This window comes from Bordetella tumbae (assembly GCF_054780995.1).
Genome location: NZ_BAAGVG010000002.1, coordinates 235,377 through 250,299, shown reverse-complemented (window position 1 = coordinate 250,299; position 14,923 = coordinate 235,377). Strand labels below are relative to the sequence as shown.

Annotated in this window: 17 protein-coding genes; 9 read left to right on the top strand and 8 right to left on the bottom strand. The window is 59.2% G+C overall.

Annotated elements, in window-relative coordinates; all coding sequences use genetic code 11:
* The first annotated feature begins 36 nt into the window (after window positions 1-36).
* The 3 genes from ACYVI2_RS01080 to ACYVI2_RS01070 all read left to right on the top strand — a co-directional run bounded on the left by ACYVI2_RS01080 (window position 37) and on the right by ACYVI2_RS01070 (window position 3,120).
* The gene (locus tag ACYVI2_RS01080) at window positions 37-969 is read left to right on the top strand and encodes a LysR family transcriptional regulator (RefSeq protein ID WP_415818102.1); all 933 of its coding nucleotides are present in this window, start codon (window positions 37-39) and stop codon (window positions 967-969) included.
* A gap of 145 nt (window positions 970-1,114) precedes the next feature.
* A complete protein-coding gene (locus ACYVI2_RS01075; protein WP_415818104.1) occupies window positions 1,115-1,333 on the top strand; it encodes a SlyX family protein in 219 nt (72 codons plus the stop codon).
* A 5-nt stretch (window positions 1,334-1,338) separates the two neighbouring features.
* Window positions 1,339-3,120 carry an ABC transporter ATP-binding protein gene (locus ACYVI2_RS01070; protein ID WP_415818106.1) on the top strand — a complete coding sequence of 594 codons (1,782 nt, stop codon included), beginning with the start codon at window positions 1,339-1,341 and terminating at the stop codon, window positions 3,118-3,120.
* A gap of 36 nt (window positions 3,121-3,156) precedes the next feature.
* On the opposite strand, the gene ACYVI2_RS01065 is transcribed toward ACYVI2_RS01070, so the two are convergent.
* On the bottom strand, window positions 3,157-4,080 hold the full coding sequence (locus ACYVI2_RS01065) for a LysR family transcriptional regulator (RefSeq protein WP_415818108.1): 924 nt from the start codon (window positions 4,078-4,080) through the stop codon (window positions 3,157-3,159).
* A 139-nt stretch (window positions 4,081-4,219) separates the two neighbouring features.
* Here ACYVI2_RS01065 and ACYVI2_RS01060 point away from each other — a divergent pair, with 139 nt between their 5' ends.
* The 4 genes from ACYVI2_RS01060 (at window position 4,220) to ACYVI2_RS01045 (ending at window position 7,032) form a co-directional block, all read left to right on the top strand.
* Window positions 4,220-5,182, top strand: coding sequence for an isocitrate lyase/PEP mutase family protein (locus tag ACYVI2_RS01060; protein ID WP_415818110.1), 963 nt, complete (start codon window positions 4,220-4,222; stop codon window positions 5,180-5,182).
* The gene (locus ACYVI2_RS01055) at window positions 5,175-6,008 is read left to right on the top strand and encodes an amidohydrolase family protein (protein ID WP_415818112.1); all 834 of its coding nucleotides are present in this window, start codon (window positions 5,175-5,177) and stop codon (window positions 6,006-6,008) included. The genes ACYVI2_RS01060 and ACYVI2_RS01055 overlap by 8 nt, the downstream gene beginning before the upstream one ends.
* 68 nt (window positions 6,009-6,076) lie before the next feature.
* On the top strand, window positions 6,077-6,856 hold the full coding sequence (locus tag ACYVI2_RS01050) for a tripartite tricarboxylate transporter substrate binding protein (RefSeq protein ID WP_415818114.1): 780 nt from the start codon (window positions 6,077-6,079) through the stop codon (window positions 6,854-6,856).
* On the top strand, window positions 6,853-7,032 hold the full coding sequence (locus tag ACYVI2_RS01045; protein WP_415818116.1) for a hypothetical protein: 180 nt from the start codon (window positions 6,853-6,855) through the stop codon (window positions 7,030-7,032). Before ACYVI2_RS01050 ends, ACYVI2_RS01045 begins: the two co-directional genes overlap by 4 nt.
* Before the next feature lie 199 nt (window positions 7,033-7,231).
* Here the strand turns inward: ACYVI2_RS01045 and ACYVI2_RS01040 are convergent, their stop codons facing one another.
* The 4 genes from ACYVI2_RS01040 to ACYVI2_RS01025 form a co-directional block, all read right to left on the bottom strand.
* The gene (locus ACYVI2_RS01040) at window positions 7,232-7,648 is read right to left on the bottom strand and encodes a DUF4168 domain-containing protein (RefSeq protein WP_415818118.1); all 417 of its coding nucleotides are present in this window, start codon (window positions 7,646-7,648) and stop codon (window positions 7,232-7,234) included.
* 133 nt (window positions 7,649-7,781) lie between these two features.
* Window positions 7,782-9,059: an RNA polymerase sigma factor gene (locus ACYVI2_RS01035; protein WP_415818120.1), complete on the bottom strand. Its 1,278-nt coding sequence runs from the start codon at window positions 9,057-9,059 to the stop codon at window positions 7,782-7,784.
* Window positions 9,056-9,466 carry a VOC family protein gene (locus ACYVI2_RS01030; protein ID WP_415818122.1) on the bottom strand — a complete coding sequence of 137 codons (411 nt, stop codon included), beginning with the start codon at window positions 9,464-9,466 and terminating at the stop codon, window positions 9,056-9,058. The genes ACYVI2_RS01035 and ACYVI2_RS01030 overlap by 4 nt, the downstream gene beginning before the upstream one ends.
* Before the next feature lie 200 nt (window positions 9,467-9,666).
* Window positions 9,667-10,020, bottom strand: coding sequence for a YciI family protein (locus ACYVI2_RS01025; protein ID WP_415818124.1), 354 nt, complete (start codon window positions 10,018-10,020; stop codon window positions 9,667-9,669).
* Window positions 10,021-10,257: 237 nt separating this feature from the next.
* Here ACYVI2_RS01025 and ACYVI2_RS01020 point away from each other — a divergent pair, with 237 nt between their 5' ends.
* Complete coding sequence (locus tag ACYVI2_RS01020; RefSeq protein ID WP_415818126.1) at window positions 10,258-11,925, top strand: SulP family inorganic anion transporter; 1,668 nt, start codon at window positions 10,258-10,260, stop codon at window positions 11,923-11,925.
* 112 nt (window positions 11,926-12,037) lie between these two features.
* On the opposite strand, the gene ACYVI2_RS01015 is transcribed toward ACYVI2_RS01020, so the two are convergent.
* A complete protein-coding gene (locus tag ACYVI2_RS01015) occupies window positions 12,038-12,661 on the bottom strand; it encodes a DUF937 domain-containing protein (RefSeq protein ID WP_415818128.1) in 624 nt (207 codons plus the stop codon).
* 201 nt (window positions 12,662-12,862) lie between these two features.
* On the opposite strand from ACYVI2_RS01015, the gene ACYVI2_RS01010 reads away from it, so the two are divergent.
* The gene (locus tag ACYVI2_RS01010) at window positions 12,863-13,729 is read left to right on the top strand and encodes a ParB N-terminal domain-containing protein (RefSeq protein ID WP_415818130.1); all 867 of its coding nucleotides are present in this window, start codon (window positions 12,863-12,865) and stop codon (window positions 13,727-13,729) included.
* Window positions 13,730-13,756: 27 nt separating this feature from the next.
* Here the strand turns inward: ACYVI2_RS01010 and alkB are convergent, their stop codons facing one another.
* The gene (gene alkB, locus ACYVI2_RS01005; protein ID WP_415818132.1) at window positions 13,757-14,407 is read right to left on the bottom strand and encodes a DNA oxidative demethylase AlkB; all 651 of its coding nucleotides are present in this window, start codon (window positions 14,405-14,407) and stop codon (window positions 13,757-13,759) included.
* Window positions 14,408-14,589: 182 nt separating this feature from the next.
* Complete coding sequence (locus ACYVI2_RS01000) at window positions 14,590-14,919, bottom strand: I78 family peptidase inhibitor (RefSeq protein ID WP_415818134.1); 330 nt, start codon at window positions 14,917-14,919, stop codon at window positions 14,590-14,592.
* Window positions 14,920-14,923 lie beyond the last annotated feature (4 nt).

Sequence of the window (14,923 nt, the reverse complement as noted above, 5' to 3'; positions counted from 1 at the left end):
GACATTGCGTTCAAAAAAATTTGACAATCAGTCCTTATGGATACGAAATCACTGACGCTGCTGGTGGAAATACTCGACGCGGGCAATCTGAGCGAGGCCGCGCGCCGTCTGAAAATGACTCGGGCCAATGTGAGCTATCACCTGGGTCAATTGGAGCGGGCGATAGGGATGCAGTTGGTGCGCCGTACGACTCGGCGCGTCGAGCCTACCGAGATCGGGCTCAAGCTCTATCAGCACGGGTGCAACATCCGCGACGAACTGGCCGCGGCGCAGGCGTCAGTGGAGTCGCTGGGGAAAACGCCCCAGGGGCGTGTGCGATTGAGCGTGCCCAGTGGTTATGGACAGTTTGTCATGACGCCATGGCTGCTGGAATTCAAGCGCAGCTACCCGGATATCGTGCTGGATGTGTTATTCGAGAACAGCGTCGAGGATTTGCTGCGCGACGAGGTGGATATCGCCGTGCGGATCATGTCCGAGCCACCGGGACATCTGGTGGCGCGTGAGTTGGGGCAGGTGCGTTACGTGGTCTGTGCTTCGCCAGCCTATCGGGACCGTCATGGTTTGCCTCGCCGTCCCGAGGCATTGTCCGATCTGCCTGTGATCAGCGCGGCAGTGATAGGCCGGCCGCTGCGGCTTTCGGCCTATCAGGGCAACCAGCGTCAGCAGGTCGTTCTGGATCCGACGATCGTGTCGCGCAATTACGCGTTTTTGCGCGATGCTGCGCTGGCAGGTCTGGGCGTGGCGGTAGTGCCCGACTATGTCGTGTATGAGGATGTCGCGCAACAACGTCTGCTGACGGCACTGGACGACTGGCGGCTCAGCATTTTCGGACGGGCGATGTATCTGCTGATGATGCCCAGCCGCCATCAGCCTCGCGCCTTGGCGATGCTGATCGAATTCATCATGGATCGGGCCCACGCGGTGCATGTGGGGCGGCCGGGGCTGTTGTTGCCGAGGCAGGCTCGGTAAGCAGGGGCGTTGACCTGCGATAATGATTCTTTGGCGGCATGATGCTGCTTTGGGCGCAATCGGCCGGATGCATCGATCGGCTGTGTCGATGCATGTTGCTGCGTTGGTGGTGCGGGCCCCGGATTATTTGAGAGTCGAATTTGCCATGAGTGCTGCTACGGATACTGACCGTCGTTTAACCGATCTGGAAATCAAGCTCGGCTTGGCCGATGATATGCTGGATCAATTGAGTCAGACGCTGTTTCGTCAGCAACAGCTGATAGAACGCTTGGCGCGTGAATTGGCCGAATTGCGCCAACAGGTGCCGGATACCGCGGGAGGCAACTTTCGCAGCCTGCGTGACGAGATTCCTCCTCATTATTGAACGCGATGCGTATCCTGTGGGCGTATCTGCGGCCGCATAGCCGCCTGGCCGTTTTGGCATTGGTGCTGGCTGGCGCGAGCCAGGTGCTGGCGCTGATCGATCCGATTATTTTTGGCAAGATCATCGACGAGTACGCGATCAATCGCGCCGGTAAAAGCGACAGCGAGTTGGTGTCGGGTGTATTGACGCTGCTGGGTTTGGCGGTGGCGATAGCGGTGCTGTCCAGGCTGGCAAAGGCCTTGCAGGAATACGTCACGCGTCTGGTGGTACAGAAATTTGGCACGCAGCTGTTCAATGACGGCCTGCGTCAGGCGATGCGTCTGAAATTCCAGGAATTCGAAGACCTGCGTAGTGGCGAGACTTTGTCGCTGCTGCAAAAGGTGAGGGCCGATAGCGAGCGGTTCATCAATACGTTCATCAACACGCTCTTTGCCGCCGTGGTGGGGATGGGTTTTCTGGTGTGGTATGCCGTGACGCGGCATTGGCTGCTCGTGCCGGTATTTGTTATCGGTGTGTTGGTGTTGGGGGGATTGACCGGACTGCTCAGTCGCGAGATCAAAACACAGCAGCGTTCGATCATGCGCGAAACGAACCGCAGCTCCGGCTTTATTTCCGAGTCGCTGCGCAATATCGAGCTGATAAAAAGCCTGGGATTGACGTTTCCGGAGATCCGCCGATTGCAGGCGCAAATCGTGCGCATCTTTGAGCTCGAGATGCAAAAGGTCAAACGGATCCGATTATTGTCCTTTTTGCAGGGAGTGACGCTGAGCCTGCTGAAACTCGCGATTCTATTTGCATTGCTGTGGCTGATCTTTCGCGATGTATTGAGTACTGGTGAATTGATCGCGATGCAGTTTATTTCTGTGGCGATTTTTGCGCCGTTGCAGGAGCTGGGCAACATCATTCTCGCGTATCGCGAGGCTGACGCATCATTGTCGAGTTTCGATGCCCTCATGAAAAGACCGATCGATAGGCGGCCGGAATCGCCGCAGGATAGCGGGCCGATCAATGGCGTGCGATTTGCCGATGTGACGTTTCGCCATAAAGGAGCTCGCGATAACGCACTGGATGGCGTGACGTTTTCTGCATCGCTCGGGGATACGATCGCATTCGTAGGGCCGTCGGGGTCTGGCAAGTCGACGTTGGTCAAGTTGCTGCTGGGCCTCTATACCCCGGCGTCGGGCGAGGTCTTCTACAACGATATTTCCACCAAAGTTCTGCGATATAACCGGGCGCGCCGCCAGGTCGGTCTGGTGACGCAGGAACCTTATCTGTTCGCTGGCACGCTGCGCGACAATATTCGGTTGGTGCGTACCGATGCCACGGATGAGGAAATCACCAAAGCGATGGAGCAGGCAGCGTGTGCCTATTTGCTGAACAAATCACCTGACGGGCTGGATACGACGATCGGCGAAATGGGCATGAAGCTATCGGGCGGCGAGAAACAGCGCCTGTCGATCGCGCGGGCCTTGATTCGCCAACCGAGGCTGTTGATTTTTGACGAGGCGACTTCGGCATTGGACTCGCTGACCGAAGAGCAGATCTCGGATACCGTGCGTCATATTTCTGCTAGCCGGCAGCAGATCACGCTGCTCATTGCGCATCGGCTATCGACGATCATGCACGCCGATACGATTTTTGTACTGGAAAAAGGCCGTATTGTCGAAAGCGGCACGCATTCCCAACTGTTGGCACAGACAGGCTTGTACTACGCGATGTGGCGTCAACAGATTGGTGAGCGGCCGGTGGAACATACGCTGGAATCGGATTCGTCATCGGAAAGTTAAGGACAGGATGATATTGGGCCGACGCTTTGCGTTTTGCTAAGCATCATTCTTTCTCAGCGGCGCAAAGTATCTCGAATCAAGCATCACGCGCCGTGCAATGCCGACCAGAGCCTCGAGCCCATCAGAGTGCGAGGCTTTGCGATAGGCGGCGCAGATCCGTAGCGATCTGAACGGCGTTTGCTGGCGATAGCTCACGACAGAGCCGCGCTGGATTTCGTTGCGCAAGATGCATGTGGGCAGCACGCCTACTCCTACGCCGCTGGCTACCAGACGGGCGAGCATCGCTAGGCTGTTGCAGGTGTTGACCCTGAGCGCTGATCCGCCCGCTTGCTCCCACCAGTTGGCCATCATCTCGTTCAGCGGCGACGGCTGGGGCATGCAAAGAATCGTTGATTCAGACAAAGACTGCGGATCGGCAAACTGAGAGGGCATGGCGATGGAGCGGTGCCCCACCCAGGCGACAGGCGCCAGTGCCAGAGGTTCAATTTGCATGTTCGCCAGATGCCCTGGATCGGCCAGTATCGCCAGATCCAATTGATTGGCCGCCAATCCGTCGAGCAGCACAAAGCTGTTGCTGACGGTCAGCTCGACTTTCAGGCGCGGATAGCGTTCTCCCAGCAGGGTGATGATCTTGGGCAGGACCGCGATGGCGATGGTTTCCGATGAACCGACCCGCAGTGTGCCTTGCAGCGGATCGCCGGTGCGCAGCCGGGTTTCGAGCTCGTCCAGCAGTTTCAGCACTTCGTCGGTGTAGTGCAGTGCGACGGTTCCTTCGGCGTTCAGTTTGGCGGTGCGCCCGTCTTTTTCGAACAGCCGGGTGCCGAGGGCTTCTTCGAGCTCTCGCACGCGCAGCGAAATCGTGGGCTGTGTGACGTTCATGTGCCGGGCCGCTGCCTGAAACGATCCTAATTTTGCAATCGCTGCGAGTGCCTCGATCTGAGCCAGGGAGTATCGACGCATCAGTTTTTCCTATGGAAAACGTAGAAAAAGTTTAATTAGTTTAATGGTTTGAGCGGCGCTAGGATACGGGCATTACGACAAATACGCGGCATGCTGGAAGCAAACGCGATCCAGGTCCGTCCCAATTGGAGAGAGGGCAATGACGAAAGCGAAACAGTTGAGGGATGCTATCTACGCGCCGGAAATACTCGTGCAGCCAGGCGTTTTTGACGGGTTCAGTACACGGCTGGTGGAACACATGGGCTACACCAGCGCGTTTATTACGGGCAGCGGCGTGAGCGAGACGCGTCTTGGGCAGGTCGATGTGGGCATCATGGGCATGGAGGAAAATGTCGCGGCCGTGCGCAATATCACCGCCTGTTCGAATCTCGCGCTGCTGGCCGACGGCGATACGGGCTATGGCAACGCCATCAACGTCTTTCACACGGTACGGGCTTTCGAGCGCGCGGGCGCAGCCGGCATCATGATCGAGGATCAAGTCTGGCCCAAGCGTTGCGGCCATATGCGCGGCAAGGAGGTTATCCCCCAAGACGAAATGGAGCAGAAGCTGCGCGCCGCGTGCGAGGCGCGCACAGACAAGGATTTCGTCATCAAGTCGCGTACTGACACGCTGGCAACGCACGGACTGGATGAGGTGATTCGCCGGTTGAATGCGTACGCGGAAGCGGGCGCGGATCTCTTGTTTGCCGATGCCTTGTTGGATGCCGAACAGATTCGCACGGTTGCGGCCAACGTGCCTAAACCGCTATGCGTGAACATGGGTTTTGGTATCCGCCAGCGTTCGACGACGCCGCTGTTGTCCGCCGCGCAATTGCAGGATCTGGGCGTGGCCGTGGTCATCTACCCGCGGCTGTTGACGGCCTGCGCGTTGGCTGGCATGAGAAAGGGCCTGGAGATCCTGGGGCAATCGCTGCAAAGCGGAAAACCCGAGGATAGACCCGATGCGGCATTGAGTTTCGAAGAGCTCAACGACATCATGGGAATGGTGCACATCAAGGATCTGGAGGAAAAATTCCTGACAGTCGCGCAGAAGACCGCGAAATATGGCCGGGAACCGGTTGGCGCAGTTCGCGAGGAAAGTGAGGGAGCCTCGCATGCATAGTGCGGCCACAGACTCGCGCATATTGCCGCCGGGATCGGCGGATTGCCATGCTCATGTCATTAAAACGGACAGGCCGCTGGTCAGCGACCGGCATTCTCAGCCCGCTGCTGATGCGTTGGTCGAGGACTATCTGCATACGCTGACGGCTAATGGCGTCATGTACGGGTTGCTCACAGCACCGAGTTTTTACGGCACGAATAACGACGTGCTGCTCGACGCATTGAAAAGATCCGGCGGCAGGCTGCGCGGCACGGCAATTGTGGAGCCCGAGATTGGCGAGGCTGCTCTCGCATCCTTGCAGGCCGAGGGCGTGTGCGGCATCCGATTGAATTGGGTCAAGCGTGCAGCAATTCCCGATATTCAGTCCAGGGAATACCAAGGTCTGCTGGCCAAGGTAAAGAATCTCGGCCTGCATGTCGAGGTGTACCTGGAGGGCGAACATCTGCCGCCGGTTCTCGCTGCCATCAATGCCAGCGGGGCGCGCGCCGTGATTGATCATTTCGGGAATCCGGAGGGCGCCGATGGGATTCACAGCGAGGGCTTTCGGGCGTTGCTGGCCGCGCTGGATGCCGGTAACACCTGGGTCAAGTTATCGGCGCCCTTTCGATTGCGAGGCAGTGCGGCGCCCGCACTCGCAGCCGAAATCATCAAGCAGTCCAATGGTGAACGAGCACTATGGGCAACTGACTGGCCCTGGGTAGGCCATGAAGAGAAGGTGACTTATTCGCAGTGCATCGCATCGCTTTTCGAATGCGTGCCCGATGCGGAAATTCGAAATCGAATCCTGACGAAAAACGCCTACGAAGCGTTTGGGTTCGGTCCGTAACGGCGAGCCGATCAACCGATTGGCCTGTCCCTCTGACCATTTCTACGCTATAGGTAGGAGACAACATAATGAGAAAACATAAACTTCTGAGCGCGGCGCTTTCTGCGGCACTCGTCTGCATGGCCAATGCCTCGGCCGCCAAGGACGTCGTAGACATGATTATTCCGACCGCTCCGGGTGGCGGAACGGACTCTCTGTTTCGCGCCATTTCGCGCTATGCGGAGCCATATCTTGACGCCACGATCGTGGTAAAGAATGTGGGCGGCGCCGGCGGAACGATAGGGATCGGTCAAATGGCTCGGGCAAAGCCGGACGGTTTGACGATGGCGGGTGTCTGGATGGGACCCATAACGGTGGCGCCGCATACGGTCGATACGACCTACGGTCTGGACGACTATATCCCCGTCATTCAGCTCGACGCCGCACCTTATGTGCTCTGCGTTCGCAGTGATTTTCCGGCCAATGACGGTAAAGCTTTCCTCGATACACTGAAGTCCAAACCCGATCAATATACCTTTGGGACCGACGGTGTTGCAGGCCCCGGTCAATTGGCGGCCGAACGTGTGTTTCAGTCTTTCGGTATCAAGGCTCGCGACGTGCCTTACCGCGGTGCAGGGGAAATCATGCCCGCATTATTGGGGAACGTTGTCGACATTTACGTGGGTTCTGTGCCTCTTGCCGTCTCGATGGAAAAAACAGGAAAAATCAAATGCCTGTTGGTAACCGGTGCAGATCCGGTAAAGGCGTTACCACGAGCCACTACGCTCACCGAACTGGGTATCCCCGAGAAAGAGACGCTGTTGTGGCATGGCATGTGGTGCCGGCCGGGACGCCGGATGCGGCAGTGAAGCGTTTGGGCGACGCATTTGAAAAAGCCGCAGATTCGCCGGAAATGGCCAAGTTCTTTGAAACGGCTGGTGTGGAGAAGAAAATTTTGCGCCGTAAAGCATTCTCTGATCATGTGCGTCAGGAATACGCGGAACTGGGCGAGCTCGTGAAAACGTTGGACCTCAAGAAACCATGATGAGCAAGCCGTCAGCGTTAGACAAAACACGGGTGCTGGTCACGGGGCGGCACATCAGCGGTCAATCTCTGGGGGTGTGCGGGAATGTGGAAACGATGCGGCGGCGTTGAATCAGCCTCCCGACGCATTTCGTCGCCGGATGGCGACGAAATGCGAGGCTGTATGCCGCCGCAGTAGGTGGCAGTGAGCGCAGTAATGCTTACTGTGGCGCCGTACTACCTGCAGGAGCGTTTTTCTGAGCCATGTCGATCACGCGCTGGCGTAGTTGCGGATCTTGTTCGACGGCTTGTCCGATGCCGTTGAACTCATCGACTGTCAGGCCATCGGCTTGCACCATTTTCACCATTTTGTCGTCGGCTTCGCGATAGACCTGTTGGCGGGCAGGCTCATCCTTTGCGGCTTGCAGCTTCGGACGATACTCGTCGGCAACCATGGCGACTTTCTGTGATGCACTGGCGAATTTTTGCAGTTGTGCTTCAGAGGGTTTGATAGCAGGCTGTACTTGGGCAGGGGGTTGCGCAGCCGGTGCCTGTGCCGTTTGGGCCAGTACCACGGCGGGCGACAGGCTCGCGGCGAGTACGGCTGCGGCAAAGAATGCGTATGTAGAACGCGGCATGGAGACCTCCTTCATGGGTTAAACGTCGTACCCCTCCATGATGACAAGTCCACCAAGTATGGTTCAAGCTTTCGGATGTTTGCGCATGTGACAGCCCGCAGGGACCCCGCGTTACGGGGCGTTTCAAGGCGGTTCAGGACTTGAGCGCGCGCGCTCTGGCCAGTAGAAATTCACGTTCACGCGCATTGCGTGTGAGAGCCGCGGCGCGGTGGAATTCCGCATCGGCTTCGTCGCGGCGGCCCAGTTTTTCCAGGAAATCGGCGCGCACGCTGGGCAACAGGTGATAGTCGGCCAAAGACGATTCGGTCAGCAAAGCATCGGTCAGCGCGAGCCCGGCCTGGGGGCCATACGCCATGCCTACGGCGACAGCGCGGTTGAGTTCGACGATAGGAGATGGGGCGGTTTGCACCAGCGCGTCATACAGTGCGACGATCTGTGGCCAATCCGTATCCTCGGCGCGGGCGGCGCGAGCGTGGCAGGCAGCGAGCGCCGCTTGCAGGGCGTACGGGCCCAATGTGTCCGATTGACTTTGCGCACGATGCAATGCGGCCAGGCCGCGTCGAATTTGCAGTGCGTCCCAGCGGCTACGGTCTTGTTCCATGAGCAAGATAGGGTGACCCTGCGCATCGGTCCGCGCCGCCAGACGCGATGCCTGCAGTTCCATCAATGCTACCAGGCCGTGAACCTCGCTTTCCTGGGGCGCGAGTTCAGACAAGATGCGGCCTAACCGCAGGGCCTCGTCGCACAAGGTTGGACGCGTCCAGTCGTCGCCCGCCGTGGCAGCGTAGCCTTCGTTGAAAATCAGGTAAATCACTTCCAGCACAGAAGTCAGGCGCGCCGCCAAATCGTTTCCGCGTGGGACTTCGAATGGGACTTGTGCCTCGCGCAGGGTCCGCTTGGCGCGGACGATGCGCTGGGCAATGGTGGCTTCGGAAACGAGAAAGGCGCGCGCGATTTCGTCGGTACGTAATCCACCTAGCAGACGCAGCGTCATCGCGACACGTGCCTCGGCTGACAACACAGGATGGCAGGCCGTAAAGATCAATCGCAGCAAGTCGTCGCCGATCTCGTCTTGGCGGGCCTGGTCCAGCGCGTCGACGAAATCGGGTTCGACATGGGTTTGCAACGCGTCCATTTCATAACCCAATTGCTCGTGCTTGCGTTCGTGTAACGCGTGTTGCCGCAATCGGTCGAGGGCGCGGTTCTTGGCTGTGGTCATCAGCCAGGCTCCTGGTTTGTCAGGAATGCCGTCGCGGGGCCAGTGCTCCAAGGCCGTGACCAGCGCATCTTGAGCGAGTTCTTCGGCCAGGCCCACGTCGCGCACGACGCGCGCGACGCTGGCGATCACTTTGGCTGACTCGCTGCGCCAGACGGTCTCGATGGCCCGATGGACGGCGTCGCGAGAACTCATTGTTGCGGCATTTCCGCGTTGGGATCCATATACATCAGTTCCCAGATATGACCGTCCAGATCTTCAAACGCATGGCCGTACATGAAGCCATAGTCTTGCGGCTCTCGCGGCACCGAGCCTCCAGCTGAGACGGCGCGGGCGACCAGATCGTCAACCTCGGCGCGGCTGTCGCACGACAGGCAGACCAGCACCTCGGTGCTTTGTTTCGGGTCGCAAAGGGGTTTATTGACAAAGGTCTTGAAGTACTCGCGCGTGAGCAGCATGGCGTACAGGTTTTCACCCAAAACCAGGCAGGCCGCGTTCTGATCGCTGAACTGAGGATTGAAGTCCAACCCGAGTTTGCGGAAAAAGGTCATGGCAGCGGGCAGATCAACAACGGCGAGATTGACGAAAATTTGCTTATGCATGGTGGACTCTCAAAGTGGGAGGTCGAGTTGGAGGATTTGCGACAGCCGGGTTGATGGTGGCTGTTATGCATACGACGAATCAGATCTCCTGCAATCGACATGAAAATTGATGCTCAGGGAAAACCCTAATCAATCGGTCCAGCAATCGGCCTGGCAAGGCCAAATGACAACTCAACGTCCCGCAGACCTGCTACCGCAAACTAAGCGAAGCAGGGCCCGAGTTCGCGTATTTCCACCGTGCACCATTGGGCGGCTGGACATTCTGCAGCGATGGCGATGGCTTGTTCGCGCGTGTCACAGTTCAACAGAAAAAATCCGCCGATCATTTCCTTTGCCTCGGCATAGGGGCCATCCAGCAGACGTTGCCGGCCATCGCGGACCTGGAGTTTTACGCCTTCTTTTTCTGATTTTAGGGATTGGGCGTCTTGCAGCAGGCCGCGGGATTTCAGGTCCGCCGCGAATTGCATCATGCTGTCGTAGGCGGCATGCCCCTCCTCAGGCGTGCGCTGCGCCCGTTGGCCGATGGGTTCGACGATGAGCATCATAAAAGACATGACTGTCTCCTGAATAGGCGAAGAATCGCAGTCTAGCCGGGCAATGGGGCGAATGGAAGTCTCATCCGGGCCGCTGGGGAAGTGCTGCCTGCGGGACGCAGACTGCGTGTTATTTGCGCTTTGTCAGTGACTTCCCCATAGGGGCAGTAGAGAATCGCACCGCCGTAGCAGTAGACTGTGTCATTCTGTATTTGCCCCCTGGGTGGGGCGTGCTGTTTATTCCAAAGGATCGACGTCGTGATCGCGTTGCGGGAAGCTTATCGGGCGGGGCTGTTTCAGCGGCGGCAGTGGTTGCCGAATATCGTGTCTGGAGTGATTGTCGGGGTAGTGGCGTTGCCATTGGCGATGGCATTTGCAATCGCGTCCGGCGTGAAGCCCGAACAGGGTTTGTACACCGCGATTATTGCCGGGTTATGCGTATCGATATTTGGGGGGAGCAGGCTGCAGATTGCGGGTCCCACCGGCGCGTTCATTGTGATCCTGGCTGCCATCGTGGCCGAGCACGGGGTGGCAGGGTTGCAGATTGCCACCCTGATGGCGGGCATCATTCTGCTGTTGCTGGGCGTGGCTCGTATGGGAGCCGTGATCAAATTCATTCCGGCGCCTGTGATTGTGGGTTTTACGGCGGGTATCGGCGTCATCATCTGGGTCGGGCAGTGGAAGGAGTTTTTCGGTCTGCCCAGTATCACGGGTACGCATTTTCACGAGAAATTCTGGCAGCTAATACAGGCTTTGCCCCAGTTGCATGTGGCGACGACGGTGCTAGCCTTGATCAGTTTGGCGATCTTGATTGTGTCGCCTCGGGTGCCATATCTGAGGCGCGTGCCAGGCCCCTTGATTGCGTTGGTGGCTGCCACGGTGCTGCAGGCCTTGTTTGGTTTCGACGGCGTTGCAACGATAGGGTCGGCCTTTGGCGGCGTACCTCAGGGGTTGCCCTCGTGGCATTGGCCGGAGGTCACCTTGTCGCGCGTGGTCGAGTTGATCGGTCCGGCGTTTGCCATTGCCATGCTGGGGGCGATCGAGTCGCTGCTGTCGGCGGTGGTGGCCGATGGAATGGCGGGCACGCGTCATAACTCCAACCAGGAACTGATCGGCCAAGGCATTGCGAACATTGCCGCGCCGCTATTCGGCGGGATAGCGGCGACGGGCGCGATTGCGCGCACGGCGACCAATATCCGTAATGGTGGCACCAGTCCCTTGGCGGGCATTGTGCACGCAGCGACGTTGGTCGCTATCGTCGTGCTGCTGGCGCCGTTGGCAGAGTACGTGCCGTTGGCGGCCTTGGCTGCGATCTTGTTCATCGTCGCCTGGAATATGAGCGATCTGCGGCATTTCGGCAGAATGCTGCGCCGCGCCCCTCGGGCGGATGTGGTGATCTTGCTGGTGACCTTTGCCTTGACGGTGTTCGCTGATTTGGTAGTCGCGGTCAATATCGGCGTGATCCTGGCGACATTGCATTTTCTGCGTCGCATGGCGTCCAGCGTGGGGGTTCAGCAAATGGGCCGCGATGAATTGAGCCGGGAACTGGCGGCCAATGCAGGCATCGATGTCCCGGATGGCGTGTTGGTCTATACCATCGAAGGACCCTTGTTTTTCGCGGCGGTAGAAAATTTCGAGCGAGCGCTCGACAACACGAATACGGATCCCCGTGTGCTCGTGCTTTGCCTGCGCCGCGTTCCGTTTGTCGATGTGACAGGGTTGCAGGTGCTGGAGGACGTGATTGTCCGTTTACGCTCGCGTGGGGTGCGTGTGTTGCTGGCCGAGGCAAATACCCGCGTGCGAGGCAAACTGCGTAAAGCCATGATTGCCGACTTGGTGGGACCGCAGGGGATGTTCGATACGTTGCCACAGGCCTTGTCGGCTGGGGGCGCATCGCAGATGCCAGACGCTGCCGCGACGGCGTAGTAAAACTGGCCGGAAGCGTCAGGCGCCGGACACCGTCCAGCGCCTGACGCAGACCGCAAGGCGCAACCCGGCAGGTGCAGTTGGAGCCAGGTTGCGTCCGATCCCGCGGAATTTAGTTTTTACCGAAGAGTCCGCCGCCCATTTTCAGCAAGTCGCCCAGGCCGACTTGGCCATCGCCGTCCTGGTCCAGCAGCGAGCCCAGCAGGCCGCCACCCACACCGCCTTGTTGTTGGGCGGCGTCGCGTTCCTGTCCTAGTTGGGCGCCGAGTCCGCCGGCGTCCAGGTTGTTGCCTTGCATGCGATTGGCCAGAAAGGCCATGACGATGGGCGCCAGGATCTGGAGCAGGTTCGACGCATTGCCGCCGCCCAGGCCGGTCGCTTGGCCAAGGTTATCTTCGGCGCGTTGCTGGTTGCCGCCAAAGATGTTGCCCAGAATGCTGGCGCCATCGGATTGGCCCGCACCTGCGTTCGCGCCGCCGCCGAGCAACGACCCCAATAGTCCACCCAGATCGGCGCCACCGCCGGCATGATCACGCTGCAGTGCGCCAAACAGGGCGTCGGCGCCTCCCGGTTGCGAGGCGTTCTGGCCTAGCGTACCCAGCAGCATGGGCAGCGCGGCGCTGACCGCGTCTTGCGTTTGAGCCGTATCGGTCCCCAGTTGTTGAGAGATTTGTTGCATCGGCCCGCCTTGTAACTGCGCGAGCAATTCGTCGGAAAGCGTAGTGGGGGAGTTCATGGTGTGTTCTTCCTGGTTAAAGGTGGACTAAGCGTACCACCGGATGGCGTTGCAAGTGTGTTCTTGACAGTTATTGATGATTGGTCCGGGCGCAGGGAAAACGCCGTCCTTGCCGGCCCATCTCGCCAGGCGGCAGCCGGATCGCGAGGCCAATGTTCTAATAGCGGTCGCGCAGATGAACTACACGCCAAAATCGCTACGATGACGATCCAGATTAACGAAGAGTTACGAACTTATATCGACCCGCTGAGCGCCGACGAATACGAGGCGCTGGAGCGCAGCCTCCTGGCCGATGGGTGCCGCGATGCGCTCGTGTTATGGGGCGATGTCCTGGTCGATGGACATAACCGCTATGCGCTGTGCACCAAACACGGCATCGAATTCAAGACTACGCAAAATACCCGCTTTAAATCGATGGACGATGTGCGGTTATGGATGATTGAAAATCACCTGGGCCGGCGCAGTGTCTCGGATTTCCAGCGAGGAGTGCTGGCCTTGCGCAAGAAGGAAATCTTGCAGCAGCGGCAGCAGGAGCTAGAGGCACAGCAACAGGCGCAGCAGGCAGACGCTGGCTCAGCCGGCGAGGCGGAAACGCCCGCGGCCTCACCGGCCGAGCCGGTGGTCATTCCCAATCGCCAGGCGTTGGCACGTGCGGCACGGGTCAGCAGCAATACGCTAGGACAGATCGAAAAGATTCAAAAAGATGCCGCGCCAGAGCTGGTCCGTGCGGTCAAGTCCGGCGAGATTTCCATCAACGCTGCTGCGGCCGTTGCCGAAATGCCGGTCGACAAGCAGGTCGCCGCCGCAGCCGAAGGGCGCAAGGCATTGAAGGAGCTCGCGCGCCAGGCCCGCGAGGCGAAGGCCAAGGCAAAAGAACCGTCAATGGACACTGAGGCGGGGGACGGCGAGTTGGAGGCAGAGCCACCCGTTGAGGCGATCGAGGACTATCCCGCCGAGGTGGCGCGCCTGCGTCGACTGGTGGCGGCACTGACCGAGGAGCGCGATGGTTTGAAAAAGAAAGTCATGCACTTGACTGTGGCATTGTCCGAGGCGCGTCAGGACAAATAAGAGCCAGAGCGCGGGCGTTCGGGCGTATCATCCTGCCCGGCGAAACGTCAGATTGATGCGCATGGCGCCCAACAAAGGGTGCGTGGCGTCTTTCAACTCGGACACGCCGTGATACCGCAGCCGATCCCGGCCGCCCCACACGGCGACGTCTCCATGCTGCAGTGGCACGCGTTGCGCGCGGTCACTGCGTTGTTCGCCGCCGAACAGGAACGTCGCAGGAATTCCCAGCGACACCGATACGATAGGCGCGCTGAAATCCCGTTCATTCTTGTCCTGGTGCAAGCTCATGCGGGCACCCGGCAGATAGCGATTGATCAGGCAGGCATCGGGCTGAAAATCCGGAAAGCCGGCGGTTTGCGCCGCCTGCTGCGCCAGTCGCAAAAACGACGCGGGTAAAGCGGGCCAGGGCAGGCCGGTTTGCGGATCCTGCTGGGTGTAACGATAGCCGCGCAGATCCGTTGTCCACCCCAGCGAGCCGCAGTTCGTCAGCGCGACAGACATCCGGAACCCGCCCGGCGTCACCATATGGCGTAAAGGCGCCGCCGCGAATATGGCGTCCAGCTCGGACAATAGCGCATCAATATAGGGCAGTGCCAAGCCTCGCAGTACAACCGCTTGCGGACCCAATTGCACGTTGACTGGGGCGACTGCGTCGGGAGCAAACAAGTCCAGGTTCATGGTAAGGCTGCGTCGGCGTGTAGATGGTGTTTCGTTGCGCTGGCCGGCGGTTGCGCCACGGTGGTCGGTCACGCGACCATGGGCGAAGAGGCCGGAGTGTGCGTCAGAATCGTATATGACCCTAATGTAGGCATCCTTGCGATGCCAGACACTCCGGCTTTTGCGCTTGAACTCGTTGGTGCTCAGCCGCAGCGCAATGCGCTGATCGAGCCGTCGCTTTCCACAATCACGTTCAAACGCGTGGGGTTGTATTCCATGGTCATGACTTCGCCGGGTTTCAGCACGCGTAGTTGCGTCGCGTTGGCACTCGAGCTCAGCGTGCGGTTGAGCGACTCCGAGTACTTTTGACCCACCTGATCTTGTACCGGCTGGGCATCGCAGGTGGCGGCCGTGCCAGACGACGCGCCACTGCCGCCGTATGTACTGGTATCCGATGAGGTGTGCTGCGTTCCAGAGGAGGCGCAGGCGGTGAGGCCGGCGACGAGGATGACGGGAAACAGCTTGCGCATCATGAGA